Source organism: Vibrio splendidus 12E03 (assembly GCF_000272105.2).
GTDB classification, from domain to species: Bacteria; Pseudomonadota; Gammaproteobacteria; order Enterobacterales; family Vibrionaceae; genus Vibrio; species Vibrio splendidus_I.
In genome coordinates this window covers 19,016-37,411 of record NZ_AJZD02000354.1, presented here as the reverse complement: position 1 = coordinate 37,411, position 18,396 = coordinate 19,016, and the positions used below count along the sequence as shown (strand labels likewise).

21 protein-coding genes are annotated in these 18,396 nt (G+C 44.6%); all 21 read left to right on the top strand.

Translation table 11 applies throughout. The features are described from left to right. Nucleotides 1-176 precede the first annotated feature (176 nt). The 21 genes from A142_RS23225 (at nucleotide 177) to atpD (ending at nucleotide 18,388) form a co-directional block, all read left to right on the top strand. Nucleotides 177-926: an amino acid ABC transporter substrate-binding protein gene (locus A142_RS23225; RefSeq protein WP_009848135.1), complete on the top strand. Its 750-nt coding sequence runs from the start codon at nucleotides 177-179 to the stop codon at nucleotides 924-926. Between the two features lie 135 nt (nucleotides 927-1,061). Beyond that, nucleotides 1,062-1,733 carry an amino acid ABC transporter permease gene (locus A142_RS23220; protein ID WP_009848134.1) on the top strand — a complete coding sequence of 224 codons (672 nt, stop codon included), beginning with the start codon at nucleotides 1,062-1,064 and terminating at the stop codon, nucleotides 1,731-1,733. Next, entirely contained in the window at nucleotides 1,730-2,467 is a 738-nt protein-coding gene (locus A142_RS23215) for an amino acid ABC transporter ATP-binding protein (protein WP_019825565.1), read from the top strand. Before A142_RS23220 ends, A142_RS23215 begins: the two co-directional genes overlap by 4 nt. Nucleotides 2,468-2,673: 206 nt before the next feature. Continuing rightward, nucleotides 2,674-2,808, top strand: a complete 135-nt coding sequence (gene rpmH / locus A142_RS23210) for a 50S ribosomal protein L34 (protein ID WP_004735800.1) — start codon at nucleotides 2,674-2,676, stop codon at nucleotides 2,806-2,808. Between the two features lie 45 nt (nucleotides 2,809-2,853). Beyond that, complete coding sequence (gene rnpA, locus A142_RS23205; protein WP_017055478.1) at nucleotides 2,854-3,177, top strand: ribonuclease P protein component; 324 nt, start codon at nucleotides 2,854-2,856, stop codon at nucleotides 3,175-3,177. Further along, nucleotides 3,144-3,401, top strand: a complete 258-nt coding sequence (gene yidD, locus A142_RS24615) for a membrane protein insertion efficiency factor YidD (protein WP_004735802.1) — start codon at nucleotides 3,144-3,146, stop codon at nucleotides 3,399-3,401. Before rnpA ends, yidD begins: the two co-directional genes overlap by 34 nt. Nucleotides 3,402-3,403: 2 nt before the next feature. After that, nucleotides 3,404-5,026 carry a membrane protein insertase YidC gene (gene yidC, locus A142_RS23200; RefSeq protein ID WP_017058806.1) on the top strand — a complete coding sequence of 541 codons (1,623 nt, stop codon included), beginning with the start codon at nucleotides 3,404-3,406 and terminating at the stop codon, nucleotides 5,024-5,026. Between the two features lie 130 nt (nucleotides 5,027-5,156). Then, on the top strand, nucleotides 5,157-6,518 hold the full coding sequence (mnmE, locus tag A142_RS23195) for a tRNA uridine-5-carboxymethylaminomethyl(34) synthesis GTPase MnmE (RefSeq protein ID WP_029405667.1): 1,362 nt from the start codon (nucleotides 5,157-5,159) through the stop codon (nucleotides 6,516-6,518). A 50-nt stretch (nucleotides 6,519-6,568) separates the two neighbouring features. After that, complete coding sequence (mioC, locus tag A142_RS23190; protein ID WP_029405666.1) at nucleotides 6,569-7,003, top strand: FMN-binding protein MioC; 435 nt, start codon at nucleotides 6,569-6,571, stop codon at nucleotides 7,001-7,003. Between the two features lie 482 nt (nucleotides 7,004-7,485). Beyond that, on the top strand, nucleotides 7,486-9,381 hold the full coding sequence (gene mnmG / locus A142_RS23185; protein ID WP_019825557.1) for a tRNA uridine-5-carboxymethylaminomethyl(34) synthesis enzyme MnmG: 1,896 nt from the start codon (nucleotides 7,486-7,488) through the stop codon (nucleotides 9,379-9,381). Further along, entirely contained in the window at nucleotides 9,381-10,013 is a 633-nt protein-coding gene (gene rsmG, locus A142_RS23180; RefSeq protein ID WP_017058801.1) for a 16S rRNA (guanine(527)-N(7))-methyltransferase RsmG, read from the top strand. Before mnmG ends, rsmG begins: the two co-directional genes overlap by 1 nt. A gap of 14 nt (nucleotides 10,014-10,027) precedes the next feature. Continuing rightward, nucleotides 10,028-10,801 (top strand): ParA family protein, encoded by a 774-nt coding sequence (locus tag A142_RS23175; protein WP_019825554.1) that lies wholly within the window; start codon nucleotides 10,028-10,030, stop codon nucleotides 10,799-10,801. Between the two features lie 23 nt (nucleotides 10,802-10,824). Continuing rightward, nucleotides 10,825-11,706, top strand: a complete 882-nt coding sequence (locus tag A142_RS23170; protein WP_019825553.1) for a ParB/RepB/Spo0J family partition protein — start codon at nucleotides 10,825-10,827, stop codon at nucleotides 11,704-11,706. Between the two features lie 192 nt (nucleotides 11,707-11,898). Beyond that, nucleotides 11,899-12,288, top strand: a complete 390-nt coding sequence (locus tag A142_RS23165; RefSeq protein ID WP_017058798.1) for a F0F1 ATP synthase subunit I — start codon at nucleotides 11,899-11,901, stop codon at nucleotides 12,286-12,288. Nucleotides 12,289-12,296: 8 nt separating this feature from the next. Next, complete coding sequence (atpB, locus tag A142_RS23160) at nucleotides 12,297-13,094, top strand: F0F1 ATP synthase subunit A (protein ID WP_017632650.1); 798 nt, start codon at nucleotides 12,297-12,299, stop codon at nucleotides 13,092-13,094. A gap of 50 nt (nucleotides 13,095-13,144) precedes the next feature. After that, complete coding sequence (atpE, locus tag A142_RS23155; RefSeq protein WP_004411110.1) at nucleotides 13,145-13,402, top strand: F0F1 ATP synthase subunit C; 258 nt, start codon at nucleotides 13,145-13,147, stop codon at nucleotides 13,400-13,402. Between the two features lie 58 nt (nucleotides 13,403-13,460). Next, nucleotides 13,461-13,931 carry a F0F1 ATP synthase subunit B gene (gene atpF / locus A142_RS23150; protein WP_010433231.1) on the top strand — a complete coding sequence of 157 codons (471 nt, stop codon included), beginning with the start codon at nucleotides 13,461-13,463 and terminating at the stop codon, nucleotides 13,929-13,931. Between the two features lie 15 nt (nucleotides 13,932-13,946). Next, the gene (gene atpH, locus A142_RS23145; protein ID WP_009848122.1) at nucleotides 13,947-14,480 is read left to right on the top strand and encodes a F0F1 ATP synthase subunit delta; all 534 of its coding nucleotides are present in this window, start codon (nucleotides 13,947-13,949) and stop codon (nucleotides 14,478-14,480) included. A 13-nt stretch (nucleotides 14,481-14,493) separates the two neighbouring features. Further along, nucleotides 14,494-16,035 carry a F0F1 ATP synthase subunit alpha gene (atpA, locus tag A142_RS23140; protein ID WP_010433235.1) on the top strand — a complete coding sequence of 514 codons (1,542 nt, stop codon included), beginning with the start codon at nucleotides 14,494-14,496 and terminating at the stop codon, nucleotides 16,033-16,035. A 48-nt stretch (nucleotides 16,036-16,083) separates the two neighbouring features. Next, complete coding sequence (atpG, locus tag A142_RS23135) at nucleotides 16,084-16,950, top strand: F0F1 ATP synthase subunit gamma (RefSeq protein WP_016794171.1); 867 nt, start codon at nucleotides 16,084-16,086, stop codon at nucleotides 16,948-16,950. 34 nt (nucleotides 16,951-16,984) lie between these two features. Then, nucleotides 16,985-18,388, top strand: coding sequence for a F0F1 ATP synthase subunit beta (gene atpD / locus A142_RS23130; protein WP_019825544.1), 1,404 nt, complete (start codon nucleotides 16,985-16,987; stop codon nucleotides 18,386-18,388). Nucleotides 18,389-18,396 lie beyond the last annotated feature (8 nt).

The window sequence follows — 18,396 nt, the reverse complement described above, 5'->3', positions numbered from 1 at the left end:
GGATCCACACATCTTGCCCCTAATTTACTCACACAATGATCCACTTATGCCCGGATCCTTGCTAGTTATCCCCAAATTGGGAATTCAATCTGGTTATGGTTAATAACATCTGGTTATTTATTCTAGTGAGCATTTTCCCAGTAACATCCAAACCCATAAATATAAGGAGTTACCAAATGAATAACTGGATTAAGGCTGCAATTGCGGCTATCGCACTCTCTGCTGCTACTGTTCAAGCTGCGACTGAAGTTAAAGTCGGCATGTCTGGTCGCTATTTCCCGTTTACGTTCGTTAAACAAGACCAACTACAGGGTTTTGAAGTGGATTTATGGGATGAGATCGGTAAGCGTAACGATTACAAGGTTGAATACGTAACGGCAAACTTCTCTGGTCTGTTTGGTCTTCTTGAAACGGGTCGCATCGATACCATTTCAAACCAAATTACAATGACGGATGCACGTAAAGCGAAATACCTATTCGCAGACCCATACGTAGTAGACGGCGCACAAATTACCGTTCGTAAAGGTAATGACAGCATTAAAGGTATCGAAGACCTTGATGGCAAGACAGTTGCGGTAAACCTAGGCTCAAATTTTGAACAACTGCTTCGCAGCTACGACAAAGATGGCAAGATCAATGTAAAAACCTATGATACGGGCATTGAACATGATGTGGCACTAGGCCGTGCGGATGCATTCGTAATGGATCGCCTATCAGCACTAGAGCTTATCAAGAAGACTGGTCTACCATTACAACTGGCGGGCCAGCCATTCGAAACAATTGAAAACGCTTGGCCTTTCGTCGACAACGATAACGGCAAAAAACTGCAAGCAGAAGTAAATGAAGCATTAGCAGCAATGCGCGCAGATGGTACGCTAGAAAGTATCTCTCAGAAGTGGTTTGGTGCGGACATTACTCAGAAGTAATTACTCACTTTCTCCATTCAAGGCCCACTGCTTTATACAGCGGTGGGCTTTTTGCTTTTGTGCACTGATTAAAAAACCTGATAGAACAGTACTTACATATAGAACAACACTGCCAATAAAAATACGAGATAGATTATGGGATTTGACTTTAATTACATGCTAGAGCTGTTGCCGATACTACTGAAGTATTTAGGCACCACGATGGAGATGGCGACTTGGGGCTTGTTCTTTGCTCTGATTCTGTCTCTGATACTGGCGAATATTCGTGTATTCAAAATCCCAGTACTCGACCAACTGAGCCAGCTGTACATTAGCTTCTTCCGAGGCACCCCACTGTTGGTGCAGCTGTTCCTCCTTTATTACGGCTTACCGCAAGTCTTCCCGTGGATGGTTGGGTTGGATGCCTTCAGCGCCGCTGTGATTGGCTTAACCCTGCACTTTGCCGCGTATATGGCAGAAAGTATTCGTGCCGCGATTATCGGTATTGACCGCAGCCAGATGGAAGCCAGCCTTTCGGTCGGTATGACAACCAGCCAAGCGATGCGCCGAGTGATCTTGCCGCAAGCAACTCGCGTGGCACTGCCGTCATTGATGAACTACTTCATCGACATGATCAAATCGACTTCACTTGCTTTCACCTTAGGTGTCGCCGAAATCATGGCTAAAGCTCAGATGGAGGCTTCTTCAAGTTTCCGCTTCTTCGAGGCTTTCTTAGCGGTAGCGCTGATTTACTGGGGCGTGGTGGTTATCCTCACTCGTATTCAAATTTGGGCCGAAGTGAAACTGAATAAGGCGTATGTACGATGATCAAATTACAAAATATCCACAAGCAGTTTGGTGACACCGAAGTTTTGAAAGGGATCGACCTAGAAATCAAACAAGGTGAGATAATTGTCATCATAGGTTCAAGTGGTACGGGTAAGTCTACCCTACTGCGTTGTGTGAATTTTCTAGAGCAAGCCGATCAAGGCACAATTTCGATTGATGATATCAAGGTTGATACTCAGAAACACACTAAGGCAGAGGTGCTTGCACTGCGTCGTAAAACCGGTTTTGTGTTCCAAAACTATGCACTGTTCGCTCACCAAACCGCGAGACAGAATATTGCTGAAGGTTTAATTACCGTTCGTGGTTGGAAAAAACAGCAAGCCCATGAAAAAGCACAACAAATACTTGATGATATTGGCTTAGGTGACAAAGGTGATAGCTACCCAGCCGCGCTCTCTGGTGGCCAGCAACAACGGGTGGGTATTGGCCGTGCAATGGCACTACAACCCGAGCTTTTACTGTTTGATGAGCCGACTTCAGCGCTAGATCCTGAGTGGGTTGGAGAAGTGCTTAACCTAATGAAAAAACTGGCAAATCAGCATCAAACCATGTTGGTGGTTACCCATGAAATGCAGTTCGCTAGAGAGGTCGCAGACCGAGTGATCTTCATGGCTGACGGCCATATTGTCGAGCAGGGATCTCCACAGGATATTTTTGGTAATCCACAGGATCCTAATTTAAAAAAATTCTTAAATAAGGTTGGGATCGACTAAGGATCCTTGTGATTTTAGTTATTCTACGTATAATCCCCCGACCGGAATTTTAGTTAACCCAATCATTGACACTTTTTGTGACAGTGATTACAATTCCGCCTCTTTGTTGAGAGGCGTCGGTTTTCCTTTCTTATATAAAGAAGAGAAAAAATGCCCACGCCGGGTTTAACAAAAACCTAAAACTACTGATCAGTAAGGTAATTACAATGAAACGCACTTTTCAACCTACAGTTCTAAAGCGTAAGCGTACTCACGGTTTCCGTGCTCGCATGGCTACTAAGAACGGTCGCGCAACAATCAATGCACGTCGTGCAAAAGGCCGTAAGCGTCTTTCTAAGTAATCTTTGATTATTTTGAATAAGCTAGCCTTCGGTCGGGAGTTACGCTTGTTAACTCCCGAACATTATCAAAATGTCTTCAAGCAAGCTCATCGAGCTGGCTCCCCTCATTTCACCATCATTGCCCGAAATAACTCTCTTTCAAATCCTCGCCTTGGATTAGCCGTTCCGAAAAAGCAGATTAAAACCGCCGTGGGTCGTAACCGATTCAAGCGTCTTACTCGTGAAAGCTTTCGTAACACTCAACACAAACTTCCTAACAAAGATTTTGTTGTAATCGCAAAGAAGAGCGCGCAAGATTTAAGCAATGAAGAAATGTTCAAGCTACTCGACAAATTATGGCTTCGCCTGTCTCGCCCTTCGCGTGGATAGCGCTAATACCCATCTATTTTTATAGATGGTTTATTAGTCCACTCATCGGCCCACGCTGCCGATTTACTCCAACCTGCTCTTTATATGCGATAGAAGCGTTGAAAGCTCACGGTTTTGTAAAAGGGTGTTGGTTATCAGGCAAACGTCTATTAAAATGCCATCCTTTGAACGAAGGGGGCTTTGACCCCGTTCCACCAGTCCAAAAACAAGACAGAGATAAATAACGATGGATTCTCAACGTAATATCCTGTTAATCGCATTGGCTTTGGTTTCTTTCCTACTTTTCCAACAATGGAACGTAGCTCAGAATCCAGCACCACAAGCGGTTGAGCAGGCACAATCTGGCAGCACCCTACCAGCGCCATCTTATGCAGATGATCTAGACCCGGCTCCTGGTCAAGTTGCTTCTTCTGCTAAAACTATCACAGTAACAACTGATGTACTGACTCTGTCAATTGATACGGTTGGTGGTGATGTCGTTAAAGCAAACCTAAACGATTACTCTGCTGAGTTCGATTCTGAAGATACGTTTGTTCTTCTTAAAAACGAACCAGGTCACCAATTTATCGCACAAAGCGGTCTAGTGGGTCCTCAAGGTATCGATTTAAGCAGCACAAACCGCCCAAGCTACACAGTTTCAGCAGACAGCTTCACGCTTGCTGATGGTCAGGATGAACTACGCATCCCGATGACTTACCAAGCGAACGGCCTTGATTACACGAAAACATTCATCCTTAAGCGCGGCAGCTACGCAATGGATGTTGAATACGATGTAGTCAACAACTCTGGTAACAACGCGACATTCGGCATGTACGCTCACCTACGTCAGAACGTAATGGATGACGGCGGTAGTCTAACAATGCCAACTTACCGTGGTGGTGCTTACTCTACGGAAGATACGCGTTACAAAAAATACAGCTTCGACGACATGCAAGATCGCAACCTGTCTCTTAACCTAGCAAACGGTCAAGGTTGGGCAGCGATGATTCAGCACTACTTTGCAAGTGCATGGATCCCACGCGACGAAGCAGGCAGCAACCTTTACACTCGTGTAATTGGTAACCTTGGCGACATCGGTGTTCGCATGCCGAACAAAACCATCGCTACTGGCGACGAAGCAAACTTCAAAGCAACGCTTTGGGTTGGTCCTAAACTTCAAGACCAAATGGCTGCTGTTGCACCAAACCTAGACCTAGTAGTTGACTACGGTTGGTTATGGTTCATTGCTAAACCACTTCATACTCTGCTTTCGTTCATTCAAGGCATCGTTGTGAACTGGGGTCTGGCAATCATCTGTCTAACTTTCATCGTTCGTGGTGCTATGTACCCACTAACGAAAGCTCAGTACACGTCTATGGCGAAAATGCGTATGCTTCAGCCTAAGCTGACTGCAATGCGTGAGCGTATTGGCGACGACCGCCAACGCATGAGCCAAGAAATGATGGAGCTTTACAAGAAAGAGAAAGTAAACCCACTAGGTGGCTGTTTACCTATCCTTCTGCAAATGCCTATCTTCATTTCGCTATACTGGGCACTAATGGAGTCTGTTGAACTGCGTCACTCACCGTTCTTCGGTTGGATTACTGACCTTTCAGCACAAGACCCATACTACATCTTGCCACTTCTGATGGGTGCTTCAATGTTCCTAATCCAGAAGATGAGCCCGACAACTGTAACGGATCCAATGCAGCAGAAGATCATGACCTTTATGCCGGTTATGTTCACATTCTTCTTCCTGTTCTTCCCTTCAGGTCTGGTTCTATACTGGCTAGTATCGAACATCGTAACTCTGATTCAGCAAACGCTTATCTACCGCGCGCTGGAAAAGAAAGGCTTACATTCTAAGTAAGCTCGATAATCGAAAGAGATAAAGAAAGGCGACCAAAAGGTCGCCTTTTTGTTTTTAGCTGATTACAATTCAGCTAATTGATTAATCGTGAGCGCCCCTTTTTGGCTTTCACATGCTAGCAGGCACAACTATGACTACAGATACGATTGTTGCTCAAGCGACTGCACCCGGCCGTGGCGGCGTCGGTATTATTCGCGTTTCAGGCCCACAAGCAGCCCAAGTTGCGCTTGAAGTTACCGGCAAAGTACTGAAACCACGTTACGCTGAGTACACCCCTTTTAAATCTCACGATGGTTTAGAGCTAGACCAAGGTATCGCGCTTTACTTTCCTAACCCGCACTCGTTTACCGGTGAAGACGTATTAGAGCTACAAGGCCACGGTGGTCCTGTGGTAATGGATATGCTCATCAAGCGCATCCTCGCGATTCCAGGGCTACGCGCAGCTCGCCCAGGTGAGTTCTCGGAGCGTGCCTTCTTGAACGACAAGATGGATTTAACCCAAGCAGAAGCAATTGCTGACCTCATTGATGCCAGTTCAGAAGAAGCGGCGAAATCAGCTCTGCAATCGTTGCAAGGTGAGTTTTCAAAACGCATTAATACGCTGGTGGACTCTCTGATTCACTTACGCATCTATGTTGAAGCCGCTATCGACTTCCCAGAAGAAGAGATTGATTTCCTTGCTGACGGTAAAGTAAGTGCTGACTTACAAGCTATCATCGACAACCTCGAAGCGGTTCGCCAAGAAGCCAATCAAGGTGCCATCATGCGTGAAGGCATGAAGGTGGTGATTGCAGGTCGTCCTAATGCCGGTAAGTCGAGCTTACTGAATGCATTATCGGGTAAAGACTCCGCGATTGTGACTGATATTGCTGGTACCACGCGTGATGTACTGCGTGAACATATCCATATTGATGGTATGCCATTGCACATTATTGATACCGCAGGCCTGCGTGAAGCCTCGGATGAAGTCGAAAAAATCGGTATTGAACGCGCTTGGGAAGAAATTGCTCAAGCCGATCGCGTTTTATTTATGGTCGATGGCACCACTACCGATGCAACCGACCCGAAAGATATCTGGCCAGATTTCGTTGATCGTCTGCCGAATAACATCGGAATGACCGTGATTCGTAACAAAGCCGATCAAACCGGTGAAAATCTCGGGATTTGCCATGTTAATGATCCAACTCTGATTCGACTATCAGCAAAGACGGGACAAGGCGTTGATGCGCTGCGTAATCATTTAAAAGATTGCATGGGCTTTGCTGGTGGTAATGAAGGTGGCTTCATGGCACGTCGTCGCCACTTAGATGCCCTAGAACGCGCATCTGAGCACTTAGATATTGGTCAGCAACAGCTCGAAGGCTATATGGCAGGGGAAATTTTGGCAGAAGAACTGCGTATAACGCAGCAACACCTTAACGAGATTACTGGTGAGTTCAGTTCCGATGACCTACTCGGCCGTATCTTCACCTCTTTCTGTATTGGTAAATAACCTTTAAAGGCCGGCTCATGCTGGCCTTTTTCTTTAGTAAGGACAGCTTAATGATCCACATTATTACAGGCAGCACCTTAGGTGGTGCAGAGTACGTTGGCGATCACCTTAATGATCTTCTTGAAGAGCAAGGCCACGAGATCACCCTTCATAATCAGCCTGAATTCGATGATATTCCCCAACAAGGCTTTTGGTTGCTGGTGACTTCAACTCATGGTGCGGGTGAATTTCCAGATAATATTAAGCCGTTTATCGACGCATTGACCCAGCAATCTCCAGATTTAAGCCAGGTTCGCTTTGCTGTCGTGGCGCTTGGTGATTCGAGTTACGATACCTTCTGTTTGGCGGGAAAATCAGTCCACAGCCAGATGAAAGAGCTCGGTGCTCAGCCTATTTCTGACTGTTTTACCATCGATGTATTGGAAACTCCGGTACCAGAAGACGCAGCAGAAGCTTGGTTTAACGATCATAGCGACCAGTTTTAACCTCTCTCCTCTCTCAAAAAGCGGCTTATGCCGCTTTTTTTGTCTCTGAACACCGAGATTGTGAATAACTTTTTTTCAAAAACATCGAAAATTAGCGATCTATTTTCAATTTCTGCTGTGGATAAGATCATACATATACGGTGATTAACCTATAGTTATCCAAATAACAAGTTTTAGGCTAATTTCCACCTGTGAATAAGTAGCCATTTTGATCCCAGCTAATCCTCATCCTGATCAAAGTTAGATCACATCATTTGATCCAAAAAAGATCCATGATCTCGTTGATCATTTTCGACTTATCCACAGACACCCTCGATCCTAATAATAGATCTAATAAAAGATCTCCTTAAAGATCTTATCTATATTAATTAAAAACAGCTTTTTCGAAAAATCCCAAAAACGTTTTCTCAGGCTATGAAAACAGGTAGAATATCGCTCCTTTTTATCAATCTAGAAAACGTTTGAATACCTGAGGTCGGTTCATGCTTTATCACGAAAAATTTGACGTCATCGTTGTTGGTGGTGGCCATGCAGGAACGGAAGCCGCACTCGCATCTGCACGTACTGGCCAAAGTACGTTATTACTTACTCATAATATCGATACGCTAGGACAAATGTCTTGTAACCCAGCCATTGGCGGGATCGGTAAGGGCCACTTGGTAAAAGAGGTCGATGCAATGGGTGGATTAATGGCGCAAGCTATTGATCATGCAGGTATTCAGTTCAGAACATTGAACGCATCAAAAGGCCCTGCGGTTCGTGCTACTCGAGCACAAGCTGACCGCGCACTGTACAAAGCCTTTGTTCGCAACGTTCTTGAAAACACGCCAAACCTGACTTTGTTCCAACAGTCGGTTGATGACTTGATCGTTGAACAGGATCAAGTGGTGGGTGTGGTAACACAGATGGGCCTTAAGTTCCGCGCAAGCGCTGTGGTTCTGACTGTGGGCACATTCCTAGGCGGTAAGATCCATATTGGTATGGAAAGTTCTTCAGGTGGCCGTGCTGGCGATCCACCATCGATCGCACTGGCTGACCGTCTTCGTGATCTTCCATTCCGAGTTGATCGCCTGAAAACAGGTACACCTCCTCGTATCGATGCACGTAGCGTTGATTTTTCTGAGCTTGAGGTTCAACACGGTGATAACCCGACGCCTGTTTTCTCGTTCATGGGCAGCCGAGCTCAACAACCTCGTCAAATTCCATGTTACATCACGCATACCAATGAAAATACGCATGACGTAATTCGTGCCAACCTTGATCGCAGCCCTATGTACGCGGGTGTGATTGAAGGCATTGGCCCTCGTTACTGTCCTTCGATTGAAGACAAAGTAATGCGTTTTGCAGACAAGAACAGTCACCAAATTTTTATTGAGCCTGAAGGTCTCACGACTCATGAGCTATACCCGAATGGTATATCTACCAGTCTACCGTTTGATGTACAGGTTCAAATTGTTCGTTCGATGAAGGGCTTTGAAAATGCTCATATCGTTCGCCCTGGCTATGCGATTGAGTACGATTTCTTTGATCCTCGCGACCTTAAGCTGACTTACGAAACTAAGTTTATTAAAGGTCTATTCTTTGCGGGTCAAATCAACGGTACCACTGGCTACGAAGAAGCGGCTGCACAAGGCTTGATGGCGGGTCTGAATGCAAGTTTGTTTACTCAAGGCAAAGAAGGCTGGAGTCCGCGTCGTGACCAAGCTTACATGGGTGTGCTTATTGACGACCTATCTACCATGGGTACCAAAGAACCTTACCGCATGTTTACGTCTCGTGCGGAATACCGTTTGCTGCTTCGTGAAGACAATGCCGATATCCGCTTGACTGAAAAGTCGCGTGAACTTGGCCTAGTCGACGATGCTCGTTGGGCTCGTTTCAACGAGAAGATGGAAAACATGGAGAAAGAGCGTCAACGTCTGAAAGAGACTTGGATTAACCCAAAATCTGAAGATATTGATCAACTGAACCAAATTCTTAAAACACCAATGTCTCGTGAAGCGAGCGGTGAAGATCTTCTTCGTCGTCCTGAAATGACTTATTCACAGTTAACTGCATTGGATCGTTTTGGTCCTGCACTGGAAGATCAACAAGCATCTGAGCAAGTTGAGATCCAAGTGAAGTACGATGGTTACATTCAGCGCCAACAAGACGAAATTGAAAAATCACTGCGTCATGAAAACACCAAACTGCCTGCTGATATCGATTACAGCAAGGTAAAAGGACTTTCTAACGAAGTGGTTCTTAAACTGACGATAGCTAAGCCTGACTCAATTGGTATTGCTTCGCGAATTTCAGGTATCACACCTGCAGCAATCTCAATTCTATTGGTTTACTTGAAAAAACACGGCCTGTTGAAAAAAGGTGAGGAAGCATAATGAGCGCATTACGCGAAAAACTGGATCACCTGATTGGCCAGACTGAACTTGAAGTATCTGAAAAGCAACGTGGCCAGTTAGTTGGCTACGTTGAGTTACTGAATAAGTGGAACAAAGCTTATAACCTAACGTCAGTTCGTGACCCGCAAGAAATGATGGTGAAACATATCTTAGATAGCATCATTGTTAGCACTCACTTACAAGGTAAGCGCTTTATCGATGTTGGCACGGGGCCTGGTCTTCCTGGGATTCCGCTCTCAATCATGAATCCAGACTGCGAGTTTTACTTGCTAGACAGCTTAGGTAAGCGTATTCGTTTTATCAAACAGGTGATTCATGAGCTGGGTATCGACAACGTGGTACCGGTTCAAAGTCGCGTTGAAGAATTTCAACCAGAAGAAAAGTTTGATGCAGTGCTCAGTCGTGCATTTGCGTCAATGACAGACATGGTAGAGTGGTGTCACCATTTACCTAAAGAGCAATCCGGTGTATTTTTGGCTCTTAAGGGACAACATCCTAGAGACGAAATCGACCTGTTACCTGAATGGTGTTCAGTGACAGACATTAAAGCTTTGCAAGTGCCAGAGCTTGATGGAGAGCGTCATCTAGTTACTTTATCGCGTCAGGGATAATCAGCGAGGCCATAGTGGGTAGAATCGTAGCAATTGCCAACCAAAAGGGCGGCGTAGGAAAAACAACAACTTGCATTAATTTAGCAGCATCAATGGCGGCAACAAAACGCAAGATATTGGTTGTTGACCTCGATCCTCAAGGTAATGCCACTATGGCGAGCGGTGTCGACAAGTATCAAGTTGAAGCAACTGCTTACGATTTGTTGGTTGAAGACACCCCATTTGATGAGGTAGTTTGCCGGAGTACATCTGGCAATTATGACCTCATCGCCGCTAACGGTGATGTTACTGCGGCAGAAATCAAGCTGATGGAAGTGTTTGCTCGTGAAGTTCGTTTAAAAAATGCACTCGAATCCATTCGCAATAACTATGATTTCATCTTTATTGATTGCCCACCATCATTAAACCTTCTTACAATCAACGCGATGGCTGCGGCCGACTCCGTATTGGTTCCTATGCAATGTGAATACTTTGCTTTGGAAGGTTTGACTGCATTGATGGATACCATCAGTAAGCTAGCGGCTGTTGTAAACGAGAACCTGAAGATCGAAGGTCTTCTGCGTACTATGTACGATCCTCGCAACCGCTTATCGAACGAAGTATCTGATCAACTCAAAAAACACTTTGGTAGCAAAGTCTACCGAACTGTGATCCCTAGAAATGTGCGTCTGGCAGAAGCCCCAAGTCACGGCAAGCCAGCAATGTACTACGACAAATATTCCGCAGGAGCTAAGGCTTATCTTGCTCTTGCAGGCGAAATGTTGCGTCGTGAAGAAGTCCCAGTATAGGTCCAATCAAAGGAATTCGCTCAATGTCTAAGCGTGGTTTAGGAAAAGGGCTAGATGCATTGCTTGCAACTAGCTCATTGGCTCGTGAAAAACAGCAAGTTGCTTCTCATAGTCAGGCGTTGTCGGCTGATGGTGAGCTTATCGAACTGGCTGTTGGTTGCTTGAAGCCTGGTGTATATCAACCGCGTAAGGATATTGCGCCTGAAGCGCTAGAAGAGCTGGCTGCATCAATTCAATCGCAAGGCATTATCCAACCGATCGTAGTTCGCCCATTGGCGCACGACCAGTTCGAGATTATTGCTGGTGAACGTCGTTGGAGAGCAGCTCGCCAAGCTGGCCTTAAACAAGTGCCATGTCTTATCAAGAGAGTCGAAGACAAAGCTGCGATCGCGATGGCATTGATTGAAAATATTCAGCGTGAAGACCTGAATGTTATCGAAGAAGCACAAGCGCTAGAGCGCTTACAGAATGAATTTGAACTGACACACCAACAAATCGCTGAAGTGATTGGTAAATCGAGAGCGACGGTGAGTAACTTATTACGTCTAAATCAATTAGAAAATGAAGTAAAAGGTTTAGTTTCCAATAAACAACTGGAAATGGGGCATGCTCGAGCATTGCTTGCGCTTGAAGGTGATACCCAGGTTGAAGCTGCAAATACTGCGGCAACCAAAAAAATGACCGTGCGTCAAACTGAGCAACTTGTCAAAAAGTGTTTAAAACCAGACGTTGAAGCTGAATCGAAGCCTGAAGACACAGAAGCTATCGAACTTTCACGAAGACTCACGGAAAAATTGCAAGCAAACGTTTCAGTTACTCGTTCTGTTAGTGGTAAGTCAAAAGTGACGATTACTCTTGATGAGCCTCACAAATTAGAGCAACTTATTGCTAAACTAGAGTACTAAATGAGATAATTGATTTAGGTCAATTATGTAATAAACAAGTAATTTCGTACAAAAGTTGTCGGTTTGTATGCAAAAATGTAAATGATTGCTGCGTTGTTATTGCAATCAATTTGGCTGAACGTATAATTTTCGCCAATTTCTCAGCACGCTTTTAAGCGAGTAGTAAAGAAGGCTTAAAAGAGGAACGAATACATGGTAGCGGCGTTAGCAAGACCAGGACGAGTGCTTGCAAAGCAAATGTTATTGATCGAGCTTAGCGCGGTTATATTAGTGGCGATAGGGTTAGGTTTAGCTGTTAATCCTGATTGGGGTTTTGCTGCATTAATCGGTGGCGGTATTTTTGTCATCGCAAATGCAGTTTTTTGTGTGTGTGCTTTCCTATTTAGTGGAGCTCGTGCAACTAAGTTAGTTGCGGCGTCGTTCTATGCAGGCGAAGCGCTAAAAATCCTTATCACAGTTTTACTATTCTCTATTGTCTACATGTATATGCAGGTGGAATTAGTTCCCCTCAAACTGACCTATTTACTGGTTCTAGGTATTAATATCTTTGCGCCAGTGCTTTTCATTAACAATAAAAAATAGGATGAGTTATGGCTGCGCCAACAGCATCCGGATACATTGAACACCACTTACAAAACCTTTCTTTAGCTAAGTTTGGTCTTGTAGAGGAGACAAGTTTCTGGAACGTACATATAGACAGTCTGTTTTTTTCGGTGTTGACAGGGATGTTATTCCTTTGGGTTTTTCGCTCAGTCGCTAAGAAAGCAACAGTAGGTGTACCTGGTAAGCTTCAGTGTTTTGTTGAAATGGTAGTGGAATTCGTTGGTGACAACGTTAAAGAAACTTTCCATGGCCGCAACCCTCTGATTGCCCCACTAGCACTGACTATATTCTGCTGGATTATCTTAATGAACTTGATGGACCTAGTGCCTATCGATTTCTTACCATATCCTGCAGAGCATTGGCTAGGTATCCCTTACTTGAAAGTGGTTCCTACAGCTGATGTAAATATAACAATGGCAATGGCTTTAGGTGTTTTTGCTCTGATGATCTACTACAGCATCAAAGTGAAAGGTCTAGGCGGATTTGCTAAAGAATTGGCACTGCATCCATTTAATCACCCAATCATGATTCCATTTAACTTGGTACTTGAGGTAATTTCGTTATTAGCGAAGCCACTATCTCTAGGTATGCGTTTATTTGGTAATATGTTTGCGGGTGAGGTGGTGTTTATTCTTATCGCGGCAATGCTACCGTGGTACTTACAATGGGTAGGTGCACTACCTTGGGCTATCTTCCATATCTTGGTTATTTTGATTCAAGCGTTTGTTTTCATGATGTTGACAATCGTTTACTTATCAATGGCTCATGAAGATAGTGATCACTAAAAAAATTTTTAAGCTTTATTCTAACTATTAATGTTAATCGGAGAACGTAAATGGAAACTGTACTAAGTTTTTCAGCAATCGCTGTTGCTATTATTGTTGGTCTTTGTGCCGTAGGTACTGCAATTGGTTTTGCTATTCTTGGTGGTAAATTCCTAGAAGGCGCTGCGCGTCAACCTGAAATGGCTCCAATGCTACAAGTTAAGATGTTCATCATCGCTGGTCTACTGGATGCTGTTCCAATGATCGGTATCGTAATCGCACTACTATTCACGTTTGCTAACCCATTTGTTGGTCAACTAGCAGGCTAATTAACTCTCAATAGTTAATTAAATTTTTGTAGTTGATTCTTAACGAGGGGTAGCTGTTGTGAATATGAACGCAACTCTGTTAGGTCAAGCAATTGCTTTTTCATTGTTTGTTTGGTTCTGCATGAAATATGTATGGCCACCAATCATGCAAGCAATTGAAGAACGTCAGAAAAAAATTGCTGACGGTCTAGTAGCCGCTGAACGCGCTGCTAAAGACTTGAACCTGGCACAAGCCAACGCTTCTGAGCAAATGAAAGAAGCAAAGCGCACTGCAACTGAGGTTATTGATCAGGCAAACAAACGTAAAGCTCAAATTATTGATGAAGCACGCGAAGAAGCTCAGGCAGAACGCCAGAAAATCTTAGCGCAAGCTGAAGCAGAAATTGAAGCAGAGCGTACACGTGCCCGTGATGACCTGCGCAAACAAGTCGCAACTCTGGCTATAGCTGGTGCTGAGAAAATCCTTGAGCGTACAATCGATAAAGATGTACACGATGATCTTCTTAACAACATTACTGCAAAACTTTAAAGCAAGGGGCTGTATATGTCTGATTTGACTACAATCGCACGCCCCTATGCTAAAGCAGCGTTTGACTTTGCGGTAGATAAAGGTGAGCTAGACCAATGGGGTCAGATGCTTACTTTTGCTGCCGAAGTGGCACAAAATGATGATGTTCATAATTTATTAAGCGGTTCTATGACTGCTGAAAAATTAGCTGAAGTATTCATTGTAATTTGTGGCGAACAATTTGATGAATTCGGTCAGAACTTAATTAAAGTGATGGCAGAGAATGGCCGATTAATGGCTTTTCCTGATGTTTGTAAAGAGTTCTTTATACTCAAAAAAGAGTATGAGAAAGAGATCGACGTTGAAGTAACTTCAGCGGTAGAACTTTCTGAAGAACAACGCGCAGAGATCAGCAGCAAATTGGAACAGCGCTTAGCGCGCAAAGTTCAGCTGAATTGCAGTATAGATGAGACTCTACTTAGTGGAGTTATTATTCGAGCCGGAGACCTAGTCATCGATAACTCAGCGCGCAGTCGTTTAGACCGCCTGAGCGATGCATTGCAGTCTTAATGGGGATTGGAGCATGCAACTTAATTCCACTGAAATTAGCGATCTAATTAAACAACGTATTGAATCTTTCGACGTTGTTAGTGAAGCTCGCAATGAAGGTACTATCGTTTCTGTAAGCGATGGCATCCTTAGCATCCACGGCCTAGCGGACGTGATGCAAGGTGAAATGATCGAACTACCGGGTGGCCGTTACGCTCTAGCACTAAACTTGAACCGTGATTCGGTTGGTGCTGTTGTAATGGGCCCGTATGCTGACCTACAGGAAGGCATGAAAGTTACAGGTACTGGTCGTATTCTAGAAGTACCAGTAGGTCCTGAAATGCTTGGTCGTGTTGTAAACACGCTAGGTGAGCCAATTGATGGTAAAGGTCCAATCGAAGCTAAATTGACTTCGCCTGTAGAAATTATCGCACCAGGTGTAATCGACCGTAAATCGGTAGATCAACCTGTTCAAACTGGTTACAAGTCTGTTGACTCAATGATCCCTATCGGTCGTGGTCAACGTGAACTAGTAATCGGTGACCGTCAGACTGGTAAAACAGCAATGGCGATCGATGCGATTATTAACCAAAAAGATTCTGGTATTTTCTCTATCTACGTAGCTATCGGCCAAAAAGCGTCGACTATTGCTAACGTAGTTCGCAAACTAGAAGAGCACGGCGCACTAGCAAACACTGTTGTTGTTGTTGCATCTGCTTCTGAATCTGCAGCGCTGCAATACCTTGCACCGTATGCTGGTTGTGCGATGGGCGAATACTTCCGTGATCGCGGTGAAGATGCACTGATTGTTTATGATGATCTATCTAAGCAAGCTGTAGCTTACCGTCAAATCTCGCTACTACTTAAGCGTCCACCAGGTCGTGAAGCGTTCCCAGGTGATGTTTTCTACCTTCACTCTCGTCTACTAGAGCGTGCTGCTCGTGTAAGCGAAGCATACGTAGAAAAATTCACTAACGGTGAAGTGACAGGCAAGACTGGTTCTTTAACTGCTCTACCTATCATCGAAACGCAAGCTGGTGACGTATCTGCATTCGTACCAACGAACGTAATCTCGATTACTGATGGTCAGATCTTCCTACAAACTGAGCTATTCAACGCGGGCGTACGTCCAGCTGTTGACCCAGGTATCTCAGTTTCTCGTGTAGGTGGTTCGGCGCAGACTAAAATCATCAAGAAGCTATCTGGCGGTATCCGTACTGCTCTAGCTCAATACCGTGAACTTGCAGCATTTGCTCAGTTCTCTTCGGATCTTGATGAAGCGACTAAGAAGCAGCTAGACCACGGTCAAAAAGTTACAGAACTGATGAAGCAGAAGCAATACGCTCCTATGTCTGTATTTGACCAAGCTTTAGTAATCTTCGCTGCAGAGCGTGGATACCTTCAAGACGTTGAACTTTCTAAAGTTCTAGACTTTGAAGCTGCTTTACTGTCGTTTGCTCGTGGTCAATATGCCGATCTAGCAACACAGATCGACACAACGGGTGCTTTCAATAAAGAAATCGAAGCTGAGCTGAAGAAGCTTGTTGACGATTTCAAGGCAACCCAGACCTGGTAATTGGTAGGTGGTCTTAGGGCCACCTCATACCATTAACGGAGAGTAACGATGGCCGGCGCAAAAGAGATACGTAATAAAATCGGTAGTGTTAAAAGCACACAGAAGATTACGAAAGCAATGGAAATGGTAGCAGCTTCAAAAATGCGTCGTTCTCAAGACGCAATGGAAGCTACTCGTCCATATGCAGAAACAATGCGTAAAGTGATCGGTCATTTGGCGAATGGTAGCCTCGAGTATAAGCATCCTTATCTTGAGGAACGTGAAGCCAAACGTGTTGGTTACATCATCGTTTCTACAGACCGTGGTCTTTGTGGTGGTTTGAACATTAACTTGTTCAAGAAAGCCATGAACGACATGAAAGATTGGTCTGAGAAAGGTGCTGACGTTGAACTTGCAATTGTAGGTTCAAAAGCGACAGCATTTTTTAATAACAGCGGCGCGAAAGTAGCAGCTCAAGTTTCTGGTCTGGGCGATCGTCCAAGCCTTGAAGACTTGATTGGCTCTGTAAGCGTTATGCTGAAGAAATATGATGAAGGCGAATTAGATCGCCTGTTCGTAGTGTTCAACAAGTTTGAAAACACTATGGTTCAAGAACCAACGATCGATCAATTACTTCCTTTGCCTAAATCAGACAGCGAAGAAATGAAACGCAGTCATTCTTGGGACTACATTTATGAGCCCGAGCCAAAACCACTACTAGATGCACTATTGGTTCGCTATGTCGAATCTCAAGTGTACCAAGGTGTGGTTGAGAACCTTGCTTGTGAGCAAGCGGCTCGAATGATTGCAATGAAATCAGCAACAGATAACGCTGGTGACATTATTGATGACTTAGAACTTGTGTATAACAAAGCGCGTCAAGCGGCGATTACACAAGAACTTTCTGAGATCGTTTCAGGCGCAGCTGCGGTTTAAGCTTAGGTAAAACTAAATAGTTAGAGGATTAACGATGGCTACAGGTAAGATCGTACAGATCATCGGTGCGGTAGTCGACGTAGAGTTCCCACAGGGTGAAGTACCTCGTGTATACGACGCTCTGAATGTTAATGAAGTACAAGAACGTCTAGTTCTTGAAGTTCAGCAACAACTTGGCGGTGGCGTAGTTCGCGCAATCGTAATGGGTAGCTCTGATGGTTTACGTCGTGGTTTGACAGTTGAAAATACTGGCGCTCCAATCTCAGTACCAGTAGGTACTAAGACATTGGGTCGTATCATGAACGTCCTAGGTGACGCGATTGATGAGTGTGGCGAGATTGGTGCTGAAGAGCATTACGCCATTCACCGTGAAGCTCCAAGCTACGAAGAGCAGTCTAACGAGACAGCTCTTCTAGAAACTGGTGTTAAAGTAATCGACTTGATTTGTCCATTCGCTAAGGGTGGTAAAATCGGTCTATTCGGTGGTGCTGGTGTAGGTAAGACCGTTAACATGATGGAACTTATCAACAACATCGCACTTCAACACTCAGGCCTATCTGTATTTGCAGGTGTAGGTGAGCGTACTCGTGAAGGTAACGATTTCTACTTTGAGATGCAGGAAGCTGGCGTTGTAAACGTTGAAAAACCTGAAGAATCAAAAGTAGCGATGGTTTACGGTCAGATGAACGAGCCACCAGGTAACCGTCTACGTGTTGCACTGACTGGTCTAACAATGGCAGAGCGCTTCCGTGACGAAGGTCGTGACGTTCTACTGTTCGTTGATAACATCTACCGTTACACACTAGCAGGTACTGAAGTATCAGCACTTCTAGGTCGTATGCCTTCTGCGGTAGGTTACCAACCTACACTAGCTGAAGAAATGGGTGTTCTACAAGAGCGTATCACGTCAACTAAATCTGGTTCTATCACGTCTGTACAGGCGGTATACGTACCAGCAGATGACTTGACTGACCCGTCTCCAGCAACAACGTTCGCTCACTTGGATGCAACGGTTGTACTTAACCGTAACATCGCATCTATGGGTCTATACCCAGCGATCGACCCGCTAGATTCTACTTCACGTCAACTGGATCCATTGGTAGTTGGACAAGAGCACTACGACATCGCTCGTGGCGTTCAGTCTACTCTTCAGCGCTATAAAGAGCTGAAAGATATCATTGCTATCCTAGGTATGGACGAGCTATCTGAAGAAGATAAGCAAGTTGTATCTCGTGCTCGTAAGATTGAGAAGTTCCTAACTCAGCCTTACCACGTAGCGGAAGTATTTACAGGTGACCCAGGCGTTTACGTACCTCTTAAAGAGACTCTACGTGGCTTCCAAGGTCTTCTATCTGGTGAATACGATGACATTCCAGAGCAAGCGTTCATGTACTGTGGTGCAATTGACGAAGCTATCGAGAATGCTAAGAAGCTATAAGGCTAACT